Consider the following 17384-nt stretch of genomic DNA (forward strand, 5'->3'; position numbering starts at 1 on the left):
GACAGCCCGGCCGCCTGTGACATCGGTTTGTCGGCTACCTCGTGCCGGTGGCGGCTGCCGAGGTGAAGAAACGCCTCAGTTCGGCTGCCACGACCTCTGGACGGCCGGCGGTGTTGGCCTTGCTGACGTCGGCCGACGCGCCATGATCGAGCCCGGGGAACTCGACCCGTTGGACGTTGGGAATGGTCTTCTCCAGGCGGGACAGTGCGGGCTTGAGGAAGGGAAGTCCCTTGCTTCCGCCGAGCAGGAGCACTTCAGCCTGGACATCGGCGAAGATGTCCGCGGTGCCGGCCATCTCGGCGAGCAGGACGCCTTCGTAGTGCAGAGTCGGGGCGAGCGTCCGCATGGTCGCGTCGCCCGGCTTGGCGTTCTTGTCCTCGCTCTTCATCAGCAGGCCGGTCAGCCAGGTCAACAGCCCTCGCGGCATGACGTTCATGATCGGCGGCCCAAGCCGAAGGCCGAGCATGCTGGTCACCAGCCCGGCCGCCACCTTGCCTTCGGCCATTTCCCGATCGAAGCGGTCGACCCACCCGGTCAACTGCGGGATGTCCTCCAGAATCAGTGCCGGCTCGTAGACGGCGACCTTGTGAATCCGGGGCAGAACGCGTGCCGCCTGGAGCACGGCGACGCCGCTCGCGCTGACGCCGAAGACGTAGTGGGCACCCGTCTCGCGCAGAACGGCGTCGAGGTCTTCCACCTCCTTCTGGACGCTGTAGCCATCCCCGTACGGCCCGCTCTGGCCCCGGCCGCGACGGTCGGGAAGGTGGACGGTGAACGCGTCGGCCAACTCCTGCGCCATGGCCAGGTGATTCCTGGCCGTCTCCATGGAGCCGTGTAACAGCACGATGCCCGGGCCGTGGCCGATGGTGTGGAAGGCGATCTGGGTGCCGTCGTCAGAGGTGACGAAGCTCGTGGTGAGTTCCGCCGCCTGAGGCCGTTCATGAGTGGTCATCGCAGAGTCCTTCCGAGCGCTATTGGCTGACGTCGAAATAGTGTCACGGACACTAGTGTCCAGTCAACTAGTAACTTTGGCGCTAGTATCGGGGACATGACCACTCCTCCGACCGGTTCACCACTCGCCCTGACCGTGCTGGCGCTGTTGCAGTACAAGCCGTTGCACCCCTACGGCGTCCAGCGGCTGATCAAGCAGTGGGGCAAGGACAAGGTGGTCAACGTGGGCCAGCGAACGAGCCTCTACCGGACGATCGACCGCCTTACCGCAGCCGGCCTGATCAAGGTGCGAGAGATGGAGCGCGATCAGGCATACCCGGAGAGGACGGTGTATGAGATCACCGATTCGGGACGCGCCGTGGCTCGCGAGTGGCTGCTGGACATGCTGGCCATGCCCAAGCGGGAGTTCCCCGAGTTCCCGGCGGCGTTGTCCCACCTGCTGATGCTCACCCCTCTGGAGATACGCGACGCCCTTGAGCGGCGCGCGAGGACGCTCGACGAAGCGTTGGCCACACTGGACACCGAAATGAGCGCTGAGACCGGACACGGTCTCCCCCGCATCGCCATGCTCGAAGCCGAATATCTGCGCACTGTCACGGCGGCCGAATTGCAGTGGCTTCGCGCGGTGATCGACGATCTGGGTGGCGGCAACCTGAACTGGTCGGCCGCTGACCTCTTGGCATTTGCCGAGGGCCCCGAGTGAGTTGTCGCTTCGAGGTGAAATGAGCAGGCCGAAGTTGTACATCGTCACCGGCTTGCCGTACGCCGGCAAGAGTGTGCTGTCGCGCGAGTTGGTGCGGCGCTTCGGATTCGGCTACGCCTCGGTTGACGACGAAATCACCAGTGGCCGGTACGACGTGACCACGATGAGCCAACCGGATTGGAACGACGTTTACAGCAGGGCCTACGACAAGCTCGAAAGTCTCCTGCGAGCTGGGCAGACGGTCGTCTTCGACGGCGCAAGCCTGACGCGGAGTGAACGGCGGAATCTACGCACCATCGCAGAACAGTGCGGCGCCGTACCAGTGCTCGTCTACGTCGACACGTCACCGGAGGAAACGGCCGAGCGGCGACTCAAGAACGTGTCCACCCGAGAACGAGCACACCTCAAAGGGGAGACGATGCGTACGGCGCTCGGCATGTTCGAGGAGCCGACAGCAGATGAGCGGCCGATCGTCTACAACGCCGGTCTCGACTTGGAGCGATGGGTTGAAGAGAACGTCGAGGCATGAACTGCTGCACCTACCCGTGATCATCCGGCTGGGGCCGCGCGGCGGGAATTGACCGCGTCACCGATTCCCTTCAGCAGATCGGGCCCTCGGACGTCTTACTGGGTAAAACCTCGGGGCTATTCAGGGAGGCGGCTCAGGCGTGCCGACGACGGACTACCTTCCTTCGCCGTATGGCGACCGGCCGGCGAAAGCCGAATCACCGGCCCTTGCGGCGGAGCAGCTCACGCTGTTGTTCCGCGCCCATGCCGGATCCCTCGTCCGGGTCGCGGTGCTGCTGACCGGAGACGAGGGACTGGCCGAGGAAGTGGTGCAAGACGCCTTCATGGGACTGCATCGCCGCTGGCAGCGAGAAGGGCCGCCGGACAGCCCACCGGCGTACCTGCGCACCTCGGTCGTCAACGGATGCCGGTCGGCGCTCCGCCGGCGCAGGCTCGCCTCGCTGGCCGGGATCGAGCCCCGGATCCAGGAGACCTCGGCAGAGGCCGTGGTCTTGCTCCGGGAGGAGCACGCCGCCGTCTTGACCGCGATCAGCAACCTGACGCGGCGGCAACGGGAGGTCCTGGTGCTCCGCTTCTATCTCGATCTCGATGATCCGGAGATCGCTGTCACGCTCGGGGTGAGCCGCAGCACCGTGTCATCCACGATCTCTCGTGCCCTCACGGCGCTCGGCGCGCGTTTGGAAGGTGTTCAGCGATGACGGAAGATCTCCAGGAGCGGGTTCGGAACGCGTTCCAGGCACGTACGGCGGTCGTCCCGGACCCTGAACAGCCGGACTGGGCGACGACCCCTCGGCGCCGGGTCAGGAGGAGCCGTTTCGCTCCGCTCATGGCCGCGACCGCTGTCCTGGTCGTGGCGGCAGGCGTCGCCCTGATCAGCCTCGGCGTCGGCTCCGACGAGATCCGGCCGGCGTCTCCCCGTCCGGCTCCGGTGACCGTGCCACCGACTGTGCCGCCGATCGCGCCCTGCGCCCCGGACGTCCCCAGCCGGGTGCTCCCGCAGTGGGCCAGACGCGGTTTCACCGAAGCAGAGCCCCGCATGCCGTACGTCCTCGGCACCCGCGGCGACATCGCGGCGATTCTCTTCGGCAACCCGCTGGCGGCACCGCCACGACCTGATCTCAGCAACAAGATCCTCTGGGTGTCACGGGTACCCACCGACGGCAGCCCGCTCGTCGTCGAGGCCCGGCTCGCGGGCTCGCGAACGGTGGTCAGTCGCACCGTCGCCGGCGGCCCAGGCCCTTCGATCATCGACCTTCCCGACAGTGGCTGCTGGCATCTCACCCTCACGTGGTCAGGGCGCACCGACACCATGGATCTGCGCTACAGCAGGCAGAACTGATCGGTGAATCCTGCGGCTACGCGATGCTTTACGGCACGGTGCGCAGATTGGGGAGGGCCCTGTTGGAGCGCGGTCACGTTGTGGCCCGGCCCAGGATCGGCCGTACATCGATGACCCGTATGCCCGCGGCAAGCGCCGCAGCAGCGCCTTCGTCGGTGTCCTCGTAGGCCACGCAGAGCGCCGGGTCGGCCTTCAACCGCTCAGCTGCGAGCAGGTAGACGTCCGGGGCGGGCTTGCCGTATCGCACGTCGTCCCTGGTGACGACCGCGTCGAACAGCGGACGCAGGCCGGTGGCCTGGAGGCTCTCCTCGACCGCGCGCCGCGAGCCGCCCGATGCCACCGCCAGCGGCACTCGCCCGTGATGCGCGCGGGCCACGGCCACCACGGGCGCGTTCGGCTCCACCGTGCCGACGAGCCGGCTGTAGGCGTCGAGTGCGGCGGCGCGGACGGCGGCGTGGTCGAACTCCCGGTCGGTCTCCTTCGCCAGCTCCATCAGCAGGTCGTCGGCGGGTAAGCCGGTGCGGGCGCGGTACCACGTCGTGTCGAGCTCGACATCCCACTCCGCCAGAGCGGCACGCCAGGCGCTTTCGTTGGCGGCGGTCGTATCGATGAGGGTGCCGTCACAATCGAAGATCAGTGCGGCGTACGGCAGGGCGGGGAGGAGCGAAGAGTCGAGCATGAGCACCTGACTGTGGGAAAGGGTCGCCGCTCCACCCTAACCAGGGGGCCCTCGAAGACCCGTGGCCGTGCCTGCCCCGGCTACGGCGCACGGGTCATGGTCGGAGGGCCAGCACGCGGAAGCTGATGCCGCGCGTCATCCGGGACACCGACTCGATTTCGAAACCTGCCTGTTCCAGGAACGGCCGGGGATCGCGGGTGAGGTAGTCGGCTTCGAACCGTACGGACACCGGTTCCAGCAGCCGCATCCCAGCCCGGATGATCGGGTTGCTCGACGGCCCATGCTCGGCCAGCACGAACCGCCCGCCCGGCTTGAGCACGCGGTAGGCCTCGCGCGCCGCGGCCGCCGGGTCGGGGATGGTGCACATCGTGAACGTGGACAATACGGTGTCCGCGATGCCGTCGGGCAGGTCCAGGCGCTGCACATCGCCCTGCCGCAGTTCCACCCGCTCACCGAGGGCGGCCCGCGCCACCCGCCGCCGCGCCAGTTCCAGCATGCGCCCGGACAGCTCGATCCCGACCACCGTGGTGTCGGCGCCGTACAGCGGCAGGTTGAGCCCGGTGCCGACCGCGATCTCCACGACGTGGCCGCGCGCCTGGCCGACGGCCCACTCCCGGCTTCCCGGAAAGAGGCGTCGCTCCCAGGCCAGCATTTGAGGGTCGTACCGATCCGCGAGCCGGTCGAACACCCGGCGCACGTCCGCATCCGTGGTCGTCCGCATCATGCGACCTTTCGAGAACGGGAAGTTCGCAGATCGTTTCACGACATGAGCCGCCGGAACATCCCTTGTTGGCACGACGGCCTTGCTCAAACACGCACCGGGCGGTGAGCAAAGGATTTGGGTCAGTGCTTGAGACAGAGCGCGGCATCGAATACGGCGTACAGGTCACTCCGTCTGGCGGGGGTGTCCGCCGAACCCGTGACGTAGACGGTCGCCTGCCTGCCCTTGCGGTCGGTTCCGCTCACCGTGGACACGCCGGGAAGGTCGCCGTCGTGGAACCACGCGGAGCCGCCGCAGCTCAACGGCTCTCTGGCGACACCGAGCCCGTACTCGTCGCCGACGGCCCCGCTCGGCACCATCCCGGCGATCATGGTGTGCACCGTCTTCGCGGGCAGCAGCCGTCCCTCGAACACCCCCCGCCAGAACCGGTTCAGGTCGGCTGGAGTGGAGATCAGCCCGCCGCTGGGACCGAACTCGTGGCCGGGCAGTTCGGTCACGTCGATGACGCCGGCGTCCGGAGTCAGCGGGTGGACGCCGTACGTGTGGGCGTGCGGGCCGCGGATGCCGAGTTCGCCGGGCTCCGGCCAGTAGGTGTCCTTCATGCCCAGCGAATCGAAGATCTGCTCCCTGGTGACCGCCTGGTAGTCGCGGCCCGTCACCTTCTCCACGATCATGCCGGCGACCAGGTAGTTGGTGTTGGAGTAGGACCACCGCTCGCCCGGCTCACCGGTCGGCTTACGGGACAACGCCAGCTTGAGGTAGTCCTGCGGTCCCTTCGACCAGTCCACGATGTCGGCGAACTCAGGCAGGCCGCTGGTCTGCAGGAGGAGCTGCCTGACCGTGATGTCCCTGCCGTCGATCGCGGCCCCCTCCCCGGTGCCGCGCAGCACTCCAGGAAGGTAGCGCTCGACGGGCTTGTCCAGGTCGATGCCGAGTTTCAGCACTGTGACCGCGATGAACGGCTTGCTGACGCTGGCGATCCGGAACCGGGCGTCCGGGCCGACCATGCGGCGGCCCGTGCCCAGTTCGGCGGTGCCGGAGGTGACGGTGACAGTACGGCCGCGCTGATCGGTCACGTGCACGATCGCGCCCGGCAGCCCGTCGATCCGGGTCAACCGGTCCAGCCGCTGCTGGAGGTCCTGGCTCTGCCGGTTTCGGCTCTGCTCGGAGACCGCCAGCGCCGGGCCTGCGGTGCCGGCGATCAGGAGTGCGGTGATGAGGCCGAGGGAGAGGAGACGCTTGCCGTGCATGGGAGGCCGCCTTCATGCCGGGGGATTCGGATGATCCCGATTCTGTTCAGCCGGGCCTCGCCGGGCAGTCACGCGCACACCCGTCTCTGAGTAGGGCGTCCCCTACTTCACGGGGTGACCGTTTCCGCAGCCCTGCCGTACGGCCGCGCGAATCCCTCTCCGCTCGGGTAGCGTCCTGGACGTTCATGGAAGGGACGCCATGTCGACCACGTCTTCGATCAATGGGGAGGTCCGTGCGTCGGACTGGCGCTCCTGCGCAACACCGCCAAGATCGCTCTCCCGTGGGAGTTGGGGCACACAGTGGCGTACGGCTTCGCCACCGCCCCCGGGAACCCGCCCGTGTCTCTGATGGTGCTGACGATCATCGTCTACGTCGTCATGTTCGCCTGGCTGGGCGCCCTTTTCCTGCCTTCGACCAGAACGCCCTACGACCTGCTCGGCGGAACCCGGGTCGTCCCGGGATTCCGCGAGTGCCGCTTCCGGCTGTCGCGGCCGCTTCGCCGGTCGTCGTCGCGCGGAGCAGAGCTTGACCTTCTCGACTACGCCAAGAGGCCTGCCGCAGTCGAGAAGGTGAGTTCGTATTCGACCTGCTCGATGGGATTGCCGTCACCGAAGTCGTGACCACGTACCGCACCTGACTCCGTGAAGCCGCTCTTGGCATAGAAGCTGCGTGAGCGGGGTGTGCCACGCAGCGTCCAAAGGTGTACCTCGTCGACGCCGGCCTCGCGGATCCGGCGCAGGGTGGCGGTCATCAGGGCGCTTGCGACACCGGTGCCCCACCCATCCGGATGGCCGTAGAAGCCGAAGATCTCCGCTGACCGTGACCGTGTCGGCGAGGAACCGAAGTAGGAGAAGGCCAGCGGCCGCCCGTTCAGTACGGCGAGCATGACGCTGTCCTCTCCTCCCTTGGCCAACACGTCGTGCCACTTGGTCCGCCGGTGTTCCACCGCTTGAGCGAAGAACTCCGGGGCGAAGAAACCGGCGTAGGCCGCCGTCCAGGACGCCGCATGGATCTCGCCCAGCGCATACCCGTCGTCCGCAGAAGCCGTGGATACCGTGAAGTTCTTGGTCACAACATCACACTAGTCAGCCGGCCATGCAGTCAACCGCTCCGCGCGCGAGGCAGCCCCGTGAGGCCGTGCCTCGGAGGGCTGCCGCTGGTCCATCGGGGCTACGTTTGTTTCCTGGATCACATCGGAGATTCGTGCGGATTCATCCCGATTTCCGGAGGCGAAGGCAGCGATCGCGGTAGCCCGAACGATGGGAGCACGCTGTTCTCGAAGCGGGTCATGGCGCAGACCCGGTCACCCCGTAGAGCGAGGACGTACAGGCCGGTCCCGTGCCGGATACCGGTGGGGGCGCGAAGGTAGGCGCCGAACGCCGGCTGACCGTTGGCCCGCGTCGGCACGAGGTCGTACCTGCGGCCTGAGCCGAACAGGCCGGCGCAGAAACGGGCCACAACCTCTAGGCCCTCGTATTCGAGGGGCAGCGGCGGCATGGACATGAAGACGTCGTCGGTCAGCAGGGCCACCAGTGCGTCGATGTCGCCGGACTCGTACGCGCTGACGAACTTCGCCACCAGCGCCTCCTCGGCCGGCGAGCCGGCGGCGGGAGGCGGTTCGAGGGCGGTGGCCTGGGGTCGTCGGCCCTGCAGGCCGGCGCGCGCCCGCTTGAGGGCGCTCTTGACCGATTCGACGGTCGTGTCCAGCATGTCGGCCACCTCGTCGGCGTGGAATCCGAGGACGTCGCGCAAGACGAGTACGGCGAGCTGGCGAGGCGGCAGGACCTGAAGCGCGGTCACGAAGGCCAAAGAGATGGACTCTGTCTGTTCGTAGCGGGCCTCCGGGCCGAGCGGCACATTGATCGCATCTTCGAGGAGGATGTCGGGATACGGCTCGAGCCAGACGACCTCGCCGAGCCGGGTCGGCTCGGGCGGTTCTACCCCGGGGATGTCCCACTCCTTGGGCGGGCGCCGGCTGGCCGAGCGGAGCGCATCGAGGCATCGGTTGGTGGCGATCCGGTAGAGCCAGGTGCGTAGCGAGGCACGACCGTCGAACCCTGCCAGACCCCGCCAGGCGGCCAGCAAGACCTCCTGAAGGACATCCTCCGCATCCTGCAACGATCCGAGCATCCGATAGCAGTGCACCTGCAACTCGCGACGGTGCGGCTCGGTCAGCGCCCGGAACGCCTCGCCGTCCCCGGCCCGCGCCCTGCTGATCAGGTCGGCTCTCGCCAACTCCACTCTGGCCACCTCTCTCCTGCGCCCTTGTCGCTCTCCCTGTATGGACGCCGGCCGGGGACCGAAAGGGGCGCTCGATGAGCGCCCCTTTTTTGGATGTGGCGTCGTCTGGATCAGTGGTAGCCGACAACACCGACAAGGAGCACCACCATGGGAAACATCATCGTCAGCGAGAACGTCTCGCTCGACGGAGTCATCCAGGACCCGACCGGTGAGGACGGCCTCGGGCGCGGCAGCTGGTTCACGTGCATCGGGGACAAGGATCGTGAGGCGTGGGCCAAGGTCGAGTTGGAGGAGGCCATGGGCGCCGAGGCGCTGCTGCTGGGGCGACGCAGCTATGCGTACTTCCTTGCACGTGGCTGGGCGTCTCGCAGCGGTGAGTGGGCGGACAGGTTGCGAAGCCTGCCCAAGTACGTCGTCACTTCTTCCGCCCTCGAAGGTCCCGGTTGGGGCAACGCGACGGTCTTGAAGGGCGACGTGGTGAAGGAAGTCGCGAAGCTGAAGCGACAGGTGGACGGGGACATCGTCGTCTACGGCAGCGGCCGCCTCGTTCACACGCTGACGCAGCACGACCTCGTCGACGAATGGCGGCTGATGACCTACCCGATCGTGGTCGGGGCAGGCGAGCGGCTCTTCGGCGAGACCAGCGGCGTCAAGCCCATGCGCCTCATCGACACCCACACCGTCGGTGACGGACTCGCCTTCCTGACCTACCGGCCCGTCCGAGACGCCTGAGAGCTGTCTCTTGGATCTTCTGACTAACCGAGTCTGCTGGCAGCCCTAGTGCTGTGACCGGAAATGATCACCGGGTTGGGCGGTCAGGCCGCGGTCGTTGATAGTGGCCGGCCGCCCCAGCGGATGCGTTTCTCACTGCGGATACGGGCGCGTTCACGCCGCTGTGCGGCCAGGACGTCGGGGTGGCGGGCGTTGGCGTTGCGCCAGCGCAGATAGGCGTGCAGGGCCCGAGTCTGGACGGTGTGATTCGGGTGGTCGGAGTTGGCGATGGTGAACTGGCGGAGCGGCCCGAAGTGCGCCTCGATCGGGTTGGCCCAGGAGGCGTAGGTCGGGGTGAAGCACAACTCGACCTTGTTCTTGCTGGCCCAGGCGCGGATGCGCCAGTTCTTGTGGGCCCGACAGGTTGTCCAGGATCACGTAGATCGGCCCACCGTCGGGGCGGGCGGCTCGCATCGAGCGCAGTGCCGCCCAGGTGTGGTCGATGCCTTTGCGGCGCCGGTTGATCCCCCACATGTGGTCGTCGCCGACGGCGTAGCAGCCGTGGAAGTAGGTGATTCCGTGGGTGCGCCGGTAGGTGGCCGGCAGCCGATTCGGCCGGCCGCGCTTGGCCCACCCGGATCCGGCGGTGGGGCGGATGCCCAGCGGGCCGAACTCATCGAAGGCGAAGGTCCGCTCCGGGCGGTGGGTCAGGGCCCAGTCGATCCGGTCGAGCTTGGCGTCGAAGTCCGGGTCGGGGGACTCCTTCCAGGTGGTGGTCCGTTGGAAGGTGATCCCCCGGCGGGTGAGCAGGGCACGTAAGGCTTCCCGGCCGATCCGCAGCGTCTGGCCGGGAAGATGGTGCAGGTAGGCGGCGAGTTTGCGGATTGACCAGCGGGTGAAGGGCTGCCCGAGCTTGGCGGGGCGGGTGGTGGCCGTCTGGACGACGAAGTCTTCCTCGTCGTCACTGAGTAGGCGGGGACGGCCTCCCGCCCACTGAGGGTTTAGGCAGGCCAGCCCGATCTCGTTGAACCGGTGGATCACATCCCGCACGGTGTCTTCATCGGCGGCGACCAGACGGGCGATGACCGGGACGGTGTTACCGCCCGCTGAGGCCAGCAGCATCATCGCCCGCCGATACCGCACCGAACTGGTGCTGCCTCGGCGCACGATCTGCTGGAGTTTCTACCCTTCCTGATCGGTCAGCCTGCGCACCCTGACCGGTTCTGCCACCACGACTCCCTCCGCCGACCGGATGTGTCCTCACATCCAATCGGCGTGGCCGTCGACGCGCGAACCCGGTGATCGTTTCCGGTCACAGCACTAGCCATCTGGCTCCGAACCTGATCCAAGAAACAGCTCTTGGTCGCCGATGAGTCAGCCTTCGGATCCGCCGTTGCAATGCTGGACGTCCCACCTTGCGCTCCTGTAGCTGTAGCACATGTAGCACTCGCCTCTCCACATGCATGACGGCGCCGGGCGGGCCGTGGTGGAGGTGGGGGCGACCTGCTTGACCGCCGCACAGACGTTCTGGTCGGAGGCCTGCGCGGCGCCGGTGACGAGGAGCGTGGACGCCGCCAGCGTGACGGCGAAGAATAAACGCTTGAGCATCAGAGATCACTCCCTGAGGTGAGGACCGAACCCCGATTGCCGGGGAGGCGAGCGCCGGTTCCATGTCTCGGGATACGCCGATGCGGCGCTGAACATTTCTCAGACTAATCGCAGTATCAGGCGGAATCTCCCAGTCGTAGGCAAAAATCATTTCTGGCGCATCGCTACATGAATATGATTATTCGAATTCGCCGGAGAAATTCGGCATTGCACACCGGTTGGCCAGTGCGAGCCCTCGAGCTGTGGATTCGTTCCGCCGGCGGGCGCCTGGGCGGCGCTTCCCCGGGGGGTTCAGTGCGGAGCCACAGGTGCGGAAAATGACAGGCAAGGAAATCGGCGACATTGTCGGAAGGCTTCTGTGGCCGCCGCACGCCCCTGCCGGCTGATCGGAACGCAATCGCTCTCGCAGGTGGATCACAACCCATTGCAAGGTGGTTCGGGTGAGAGGCAACACAAAGTCATGCCGCTCTACTAAATGGCCGTTCTGTCGTCTCAATAGCCGCCAACTTATCTAGACGTGCCCGGATTTCGATGCCCACGATTGATGTAGATCCGCAATCGCTGCAGGTCAAGGCGATGCGGGGAGGAGGCATCATGCCCAAAAACCGTTTGTTGGTGCCGTTAGGCGCTGCAGTGCTCGGGGCCCTGGCGCTTGGGCTTACTCAGGCGCCGGCCAGCTCAGCCAGCGCGAACTCGATGTACACGACAACGACGCTCAGCACGGCAAAGGCGGCTTCGGTGACGCCGGTGCAGCCCCCGCCACGCCCTGACCGTGCCAGGGAGCACAGGCGGTACGGCGAGGACCGGCGCTACCGCGAGCGGTACCGAGAGCGCCGCATGCACGAGCGGTTCCGGGAGGACCGGCGGCTCCGCGAGCGGTTCCGCGAGGAGCGCCCGTTCCGTGAGCGCGAGCGGTTCCGCGAGGAGCGTCCGTTCCGCGAGCGGTTCAGAGAAGAGCGTCCGATGCGCGAGCGGTTCATGGAGGAGCGTCCGCTCCGCGAGCGGTTCTCGGAAGGGCGTCCGGTCCGCGAGCGGCTGATCGAGCAGCGCCCCATGCGCGAGCGGTTCATGGAGCAGCGTCCGGTCCGCGAGCGACTCATGGAGGAGCGTCCGATTCGCGAGCGGGTGATGCAGGAGCGTCCGCGCGAGCGGGTCACCATCCACGAGCGGTTCGGAGAGGAGGAGGACTAGGAGGGTAGCCCCCTCTGACTGACCCAAGGTCAGGCGTGGGCGGCCGTTCGCGGGGCGATTTCGCCTTGCAGCGGTCGCCCACCCGGCTTTGCGCGTGGGAATCAGGAGCCCCCAGGCCTCTTGCCGTGGCGGCGTGAGTCCGTGACGGTCAGCCCGGAGACCAGCCCGGACAACCCCCGGTGTGGCCGCGGCAGGGCGAGCACCAGGCAGGTCAGCAGCAGCAGATTGGCTGACCCGCCCGCCGCCGGGACGAAAGGGGCGAGCCCGACGAGGAGGCAGTAGCCGAAACCTCCGAACAGCAGCGCGGGGACGATCCGGACACCGGGCCGGATGCCGTCTTTGCGGGTCCGGCGTAGCCGTACGGCATGTTGACCCAGGGTTGCGCCGTCCGTCCCCAGTGAGGGGAGGGCGAGCAGGAGCACCGCAGGCAACCAGGGGTTCAGCGCGGAGTTCGCCAGGGCGCCCCACGGCTGATCTGCCACCTGGACGCCGAAGCCGTAGCGGACGATCAGATCGAAAGCCCTGGCGAGGACTCCGCCGAGCAGGAAGACCGCGACGAGGTCCACCAGCATCCCCAGTAACCGCCGCCCGGCGGTGAGCGGACGCGCGACGTTCGCGGGGAGGGCGGCATGCCGTCCGTAGACCAGGTGCAGCAGTGGCGAGAACATGACGCCGACCGCCGCGCCGAGGCTGTTGGCAAGCAGGTCGTCCACGTCGAACAGCCGATAGGGGCATGGGAAGAGGAACCAGTCCCCGGTGAACTGGGTGACCTCGATCAGCAGCGATACCGCGGTTCCCGTCAGCACTGTGGCGACCACACCTCGCCGGTAGTGGTGGCGGACGTACGCGCCGAGCGGGACGAACAACGCCACGTTGAACACGACCTGCTGCACCGCCGGATTCGCCGGCAGCCCGCGCAGTCCCGGTGTCCGCTGCTCCCGCGCGATGTCGTCGAGGAACCGCAGCGGGTCGAGCTGCGGGTGACTCGTCGCCGTGTGCGCGGCACACCAGGCACCGTCGATCCGCGGCACCGGGAGCAACGTGTAGGCGACCAGCGCGAGTCCGTAAATCAGGAAGCCGAACGCGAGCAGCGCCGGACCGAATCCCACCTCGCCGCGCCGCCGGTAGCTGTGGAAGACGAACGGCACGAGCAGGACGACGGCGAGCAGTGTCCCGCCGATCAGCGCGGGTACGGCGGGCAACAGCCGGTCGGACAACGATCGACTCCGTTTCGAACTTGTTTGCGGTCTGTCCCGAACAGGCCTGATCGCCGGGCCGTATCGATCGTGCAATCTAGTTCATCCCGTTTCGCGGCTTTGATGCGAGGTTCCGGGGGCCGGTGTCGGCCGACGTCACGACCGCTGTTCCGCTCGGCTGCCCATGGCCGGATGAGGGCTGGAGGCGGGGGCACCCGCTACACGTGGCCACGAGCGGACCACGCCCTTATGTGCGCTTTATCCCGATACGTCCGTTTGTCCAGCGTTAGGCCGTGGTTCGTGAGGTATATGCCTACTTGTGTGACTTGAGAGTTAGCGTCACGACCGATGTTTACTTGAAACGTCAAGCATCGGGGCGCCCCCCTCGGATACATCCATCCAGCAGTGCGGCATCGCACAGGGGGAACATCACATGGGTACAACTGGACGACTGGCCACTCTCGCTCTCGGGACCGCCTTCTTGGCCGTTCCGCTCGTCGCGACCGCGGCCCAGGCGCAGACGGCCGCGCCTCACACGGTGTACGTCTCGGCGAATGCGAGTGGGCACGCCAAGGACTGCGGGCCGGCGGCCTTCCGGACGATCAACGCGGCGATCGCCGCGGTCGCGAGCGGCGGCACGGTCGTGGTCTGCGGCGGCACCTACAACGAGGACGTCGCCGTCACGAAGCCGCTGACGCTGCAGGGCAGGTCGAAGGCCACCATCGACGCCACCAAGGTGATCAACGGCATCACGGTCACCGCCGACCACGTGACGGTGAGCGGTTTCACCGTCAAGAACGCCATCGGGGAAGGCATCCTCGTCAACGGCGCCGACTACGTCACGCTGAAGGACAACGTCGTCTCCCACAACGACCTGGGCGGGCTGCCGACGGGCGCCGTTCCGAACGACTACCCGGCGTGCGCCGCGCAGGGCGGCGTCCCCGGAGACTGCGGTGAGGGCATCCACCTGATGGGCAGCTCCCACTCCACCCTCAAGGACAACGTCAGCACCGACAACAGCGGCGGCATTCTGATCAGTGACGAGACGGGCCCGGCCGCGTACAACCGCATCGCGGGCAACGTCGTCACGGACAACCTCTACGCCTGCGGCGTCACCGTCGTCGGTCACAACCCGGCGGCCGCGCCGGGCGGCAAGCCCGCCCCGTCCGTGGCCGGCGTCTACGGCAATGTCGTCTCCGGCAACCGGATCACCGGCAACGGCGCCAACGGCGGAGGTGCCGGTGTGGTGATCGCCACCCCCCTTCCGGGCGGCGCGGTGTACGACAACACCGTCGAGGGCAACTCCATCAGCGGCAACGGCATGTCCGGCGTGACCGTGCACAGTCACGTGCCCGGCCAGGACCTCAACGGCAACGTGATCCGCGGCAACAAGATCGGCATCAACAACGTCAAGGGCGACACGGACGTCACCCCCGCCGACACCCAGACCACCGGTGTCCTCGTCGGCACCGCCGCGCCGCTGTCGATCGAGATCAGTGGCAACGTGATCAGCAAGGACCACTTCGGCATCTACACCGCCGGCCCGGTCAAGCTGGTGAGCGGCCGGAAGAACGTCTTCCCGGGCGTCGCCGTCCACGTGTCCGCCAACTGACGACACGCAGAACTCGCCTCTAGCAGGAGCGGCCCCGCCAGGGACCCGGCCCTATCGGAGCCGCTCAGGCCGGGTCGGCAGGGTCGCCTGGCTGGATGAAGCCCGACTCGTAGCCGACGATCACCGCCTGCACGCGATCGCGGAGGTTCAGCTTCCGCAGCGCGGCTGCGACATGCGTCTTGACGGTCGTCTCCGCGAGGAAGAGCTCTGCCGCGATCTCGGCGTTGGACCGTCCCCGGACGAGCCCGCGGAAGACGTCCAGCTCGCGGGCGGTGAGGGCGGCCAACGGAGCCGGAACTCCGCCGGAGACGGCTGCCGGCGGACGGTGGACGTACCGCTCGACCAGCCGCCGGGTCAACGACGGGTCGAGCAGGGCTCCGCCGGTCGCCGCCGTGCGGACCGCGTGCAGGAGATGCGCACGCGGCGACGACTTCAGCAGGAATCCGCTCGCACCGGCACTGAGCGCCGCGTACAGGTATTCATCGAGGTCGAAGGTGGTCAGCATGACGACCCGGGTCTCCACGCGCGGGTTGGCGAGAATCCGTCGTGCTGCTTCGAGACCCCCCGTTCCGGGCATCTGCACGTCCAGAAGCACGACGTCCGGTCGGTGGTGCAGCGTTTCCCGTACGGCCGCATCGCCGTCCTCGACATCGGCGACGACCTCGATGTCCGGTTGTGCCTCCAGGATCATCCGGAAACCGGCCCGGACCAGCTCCTGGTCGTCGGCGAGGACCACCCGGATCACGCGGTCACCATTCCGGATGCCGGCACGGGGAGGCGGGCCTGGACCCGGAACCCGGGTCCGTCGGTACGAGGCCCCGCCTCGACGTCACCACCGAGAGCTTCCGCGCGTTCTCGCATTCCGACCAGGCCGACCCCGCCACCGTCAGGTGTCCCGCCGGCCACCCCGTCGTCGAGAACCTCCACTAGAACGATCTGGCGCCCATACTCGACTCGCACGGTGACATGGGTAGCGCGCCCGTGCTTCATCGTGTTGGTCAGGGCCTCCTGGACTATCCGGTACGCGACTGTCCGTACGGCCTGGTCATCTGGAGGAGTCCCGGTCTCAACGAGATCCACCGTGATGCCTGCCGCCCGTACCGGCGCCAGCAGGGTCGCGATGTGTGCGCCGTCGCCGGTGCGCCGCAGGACGCCGAGCATCTGGCCCAGATCCCCGATCGCCGCACGACCGGCCGCCGAGATCGCGTCCAACGCCGGTCCCACGTGCTCCGGACCGGTGGCCAGGACCTCACGGGCCGCCTCGGCCTGCACCACCATGAGGCTCACGCCGTGGGATATGACGTCGTGCAGATCTCGTGCGATCTTGGTGCGTTCCTGTGCCGCGGCGATCTCGGCCAGGTAGACCCGCTCACGTTCGAGCGCCGCGGCGTACTCGGCCGCCGCGCGCACCTGTGCGGCCCGTTGCCGCGCCAGCCATCCAAGAAGCCCGGCACCACCGAAGTACACGATGGGGTAGACGACGTTGAACAGGCTGTCCGTCCCCGCGGTCACCTCGCGAACAGCCACCACGGCGGTGGCGGCGACGAGCGCGGGATAGCCGACCAGCGCCGATCGTGCGCTGCCGTACCGGGCGATGGTGAGCGCGGTGAAAACCGCGCCGACGAACGACGCGAAGACCGGCACGCCACGCGTCACGGCCATGACCGCGATGACGCCGCTCACGCCGAGCGTGCCGACGAGGGTCTGGCGCCGGAGCAGCGCCACCGAGCACCCGTTGACGAGCGCGGCGATCAGGTTCAGACCCAGCCATGGAAAGCTGGACGCTTCGGCCATCAACTGCACCACGCCGATCCCGCCCAGTGCGAAACCGGCGAGTGGATAGGCGTAGCGCGTCCACCGGCGGGAGCGATCCAACACCTCATCAGCCATGATCGCAGGCTAGACCTGTACTGTTCCCGCCGCCGCCTCCGCGCGGCGGATCCGCCTCCTCCTCGCGGAGTAGATGTTCACCTCCGCCGCAGGACGTCTGGCGCGCGACGCGCCGCATACGTTCCGACCCACGACCGCGGCACGGCGCCGCGGTGCAGGAAGGAGACATGCGATGACTGACGCGCTGACAACGCCGCAGCAGGTCACGCCGGTGGAAGACCGCTGGCGTACGGCATCGCTCTGGGCGGGCCCGGCAGGCGCCGTGGGCGTCATACTCTTCGCCGTCGCGATCGCCATGACCGGCGGCGACGATCTTAAGATGGCCACCTCGCCGGCTGGGCTCGGTTCGACCCTCGCGGGACTGGTGGCGCTCGTTCTCATGGGCTTCGGGCTGATGAGCCTCGCCATACGGTATCCAGCGCTGAGGCGTGGCTTCGGACTCGTGGCGTGGTTCGCGGCGGCGACCGGCACGGCGCTGGTGGCGGGCGGGCAGTGGACGCAACTCTTCGCCCTGCCCGGCTTGGCTCGTGTGGCGCCCGAACTTGTCACCGGCATCGACACCGTTCAGGCCGGCTACATCGCATCATTCCTGGTGCTGGCCGCCGGCGGCATTCTGCTGGGCATCGCCCTGCGCCGAGCCGGCGCGGGCCGGTTCGGCTCCATCCTCACGATCATCGGCGGGGTCCTGATGCTGGCCCCGCTACCGGCCAGGTTCGTGCTGCTGGCGATCGCGATCTCCGTGCTGGCCCGCCGCCGCTGACCC

At 67.7% G+C, this 17384-nt stretch carries 18 protein-coding genes and 1 pseudogene; 8 read left to right on the forward strand and 11 right to left on the reverse strand.

From position 1 onward, the window contains the following. Nucleotides 1–34: 34 nt before the first annotated feature. Nucleotides 35–952, reverse strand: a complete 918-nt coding sequence (locus tag Pth03_RS31370) for an alpha/beta fold hydrolase (protein ID WP_203948048.1) — start codon at nt 950–952, stop codon at nt 35–37. Between the two features lie 96 nt (nt 953–1048). Between Pth03_RS31370 and Pth03_RS31375 the strand changes: the two genes are divergently transcribed. The 4 genes from Pth03_RS31375 (at nt 1049) to Pth03_RS31390 (ending at nt 3521) form a co-directional block, all read left to right on the forward strand. Then, nucleotides 1049–1654, forward strand: a complete 606-nt coding sequence (locus Pth03_RS31375) for a PadR family transcriptional regulator (RefSeq protein WP_203948049.1) — start codon at nt 1049–1051, stop codon at nt 1652–1654. 34 nt (nt 1655–1688) lie between these two features. Next, nucleotides 1689–2183: a P-loop nucleotide/nucleoside kinase family protein gene (locus tag Pth03_RS31380; protein WP_203948050.1), complete on the forward strand. Its 495-nt coding sequence runs from the start codon at nt 1689–1691 to the stop codon at nt 2181–2183. Between the two features lie 139 nt (nt 2184–2322). Then, on the forward strand, nt 2323–2880 hold the full coding sequence (locus Pth03_RS31385) for an RNA polymerase sigma factor (RefSeq protein WP_239119498.1): 558 nt from the start codon (nt 2323–2325) through the stop codon (nt 2878–2880). Further along, nucleotides 2877–3521: a hypothetical protein gene (locus Pth03_RS31390; protein WP_203948051.1), complete on the forward strand. Its 645-nt coding sequence runs from the start codon at nt 2877–2879 to the stop codon at nt 3519–3521. Before Pth03_RS31385 ends, Pth03_RS31390 begins: the two co-directional genes overlap by 4 nt. A 73-nt stretch (nt 3522–3594) precedes the next feature. On the opposite strand, the gene Pth03_RS31395 is transcribed toward Pth03_RS31390, so the two are convergent. From Pth03_RS31395 to Pth03_RS31415, 5 genes are all read right to left on the reverse strand, one after another. Next, nucleotides 3595–4200 carry an HAD family hydrolase gene (locus Pth03_RS31395; RefSeq protein WP_203948052.1) on the reverse strand — a complete coding sequence of 202 codons (606 nt, stop codon included), beginning with the start codon at nt 4198–4200 and terminating at the stop codon, nt 3595–3597. 94 nt (nt 4201–4294) lie between these two features. Beyond that, a complete protein-coding gene (locus tag Pth03_RS31400) occupies nt 4295–4921 on the reverse strand; it encodes a class I SAM-dependent methyltransferase (RefSeq protein WP_203948053.1) in 627 nt (208 codons plus the stop codon). 122 nt (nt 4922–5043) lie between these two features. After that, nucleotides 5044–6171, reverse strand: coding sequence for a serine hydrolase domain-containing protein (locus Pth03_RS31405; protein ID WP_203948054.1), 1128 nt, complete (start codon nt 6169–6171; stop codon nt 5044–5046). Nucleotides 6172–6710: 539 nt separating this feature from the next. Continuing rightward, a complete protein-coding gene (locus tag Pth03_RS31410; protein WP_203948055.1) occupies nt 6711–7244 on the reverse strand; it encodes a GNAT family N-acetyltransferase in 534 nt (177 codons plus the stop codon). A 116-nt stretch (nt 7245–7360) separates the two neighbouring features. Further along, nucleotides 7361–8413 (reverse strand): sigma-70 family RNA polymerase sigma factor, encoded by a 1053-nt coding sequence (locus Pth03_RS31415; RefSeq protein ID WP_239119499.1) that lies wholly within the window; start codon nt 8411–8413, stop codon nt 7361–7363. 147 nt (nt 8414–8560) lie between these two features. Here Pth03_RS31415 and Pth03_RS31420 point away from each other — a divergent pair, with 147 nt between their 5' ends. Further along, nucleotides 8561–9145 carry a dihydrofolate reductase family protein gene (locus tag Pth03_RS31420; protein ID WP_203948056.1) on the forward strand — a complete coding sequence of 195 codons (585 nt, stop codon included), beginning with the start codon at nt 8561–8563 and terminating at the stop codon, nt 9143–9145. A gap of 83 nt (nt 9146–9228) precedes the next feature. Here Pth03_RS31420 and Pth03_RS31425 read toward each other — a convergent pair. After that, nucleotides 9229–10294, reverse strand: a pseudogene (locus Pth03_RS31425) (IS630 family transposase). A 204-nt stretch (nt 10295–10498) separates the two neighbouring features. Beyond that, a complete protein-coding gene (locus Pth03_RS31430) occupies nt 10499–10732 on the reverse strand; it encodes a hypothetical protein (RefSeq protein WP_203948057.1) in 234 nt (77 codons plus the stop codon). A 738-nt stretch (nt 10733–11470) separates the two neighbouring features. Between Pth03_RS31430 and Pth03_RS31435 the strand changes: the two genes are divergently transcribed. Next, complete coding sequence (locus Pth03_RS31435) at nt 11471–11923, forward strand: hypothetical protein (protein WP_203948058.1); 453 nt, start codon at nt 11471–11473, stop codon at nt 11921–11923. A gap of 101 nt (nt 11924–12024) precedes the next feature. Here the strand turns inward: Pth03_RS31435 and Pth03_RS31440 are convergent, their stop codons facing one another. Next, complete coding sequence (locus Pth03_RS31440; protein WP_203948059.1) at nt 12025–13140, reverse strand: VanZ family protein; 1116 nt, start codon at nt 13138–13140, stop codon at nt 12025–12027. A 412-nt stretch (nt 13141–13552) separates the two neighbouring features. Here Pth03_RS31440 and Pth03_RS31445 point away from each other — a divergent pair, with 412 nt between their 5' ends. Beyond that, nucleotides 13553–14731: a right-handed parallel beta-helix repeat-containing protein gene (locus Pth03_RS31445; protein WP_203948060.1), complete on the forward strand. Its 1179-nt coding sequence runs from the start codon at nt 13553–13555 to the stop codon at nt 14729–14731. A 64-nt stretch (nt 14732–14795) separates the two neighbouring features. Here Pth03_RS31445 and Pth03_RS31450 read toward each other — a convergent pair whose 3' ends face one another. Together Pth03_RS31450 and Pth03_RS31455 are read right to left on the reverse strand one after the other, a co-directional pair. Next, the gene (locus Pth03_RS31450) at nt 14796–15476 is read right to left on the reverse strand and encodes a response regulator (protein ID WP_203948061.1); all 681 of its coding nucleotides are present in this window, start codon (nt 15474–15476) and stop codon (nt 14796–14798) included. Continuing rightward, the gene (locus Pth03_RS31455) at nt 15473–16621 is read right to left on the reverse strand and encodes a sensor histidine kinase (RefSeq protein ID WP_203948062.1); all 1149 of its coding nucleotides are present in this window, start codon (nt 16619–16621) and stop codon (nt 15473–15475) included. Before Pth03_RS31455 ends, Pth03_RS31450 begins: the two co-directional genes overlap by 4 nt. Nucleotides 16622–16793: 172 nt before the next feature. On the opposite strand from Pth03_RS31455, the gene Pth03_RS31460 reads away from it, so the two are divergent. Next, nucleotides 16794–17381, forward strand: coding sequence for a hypothetical protein (locus tag Pth03_RS31460; protein ID WP_203948063.1), 588 nt, complete (start codon nt 16794–16796; stop codon nt 17379–17381). The last annotated feature ends 3 nt before the right edge of the window (nt 17382–17384 follow it).

It is taken from the genome of Planotetraspora thailandica (assembly GCF_016863335.1).
Classification (GTDB): Bacteria; Actinomycetota; Actinomycetes; order Streptosporangiales; family Streptosporangiaceae; genus Planotetraspora; species Planotetraspora thailandica.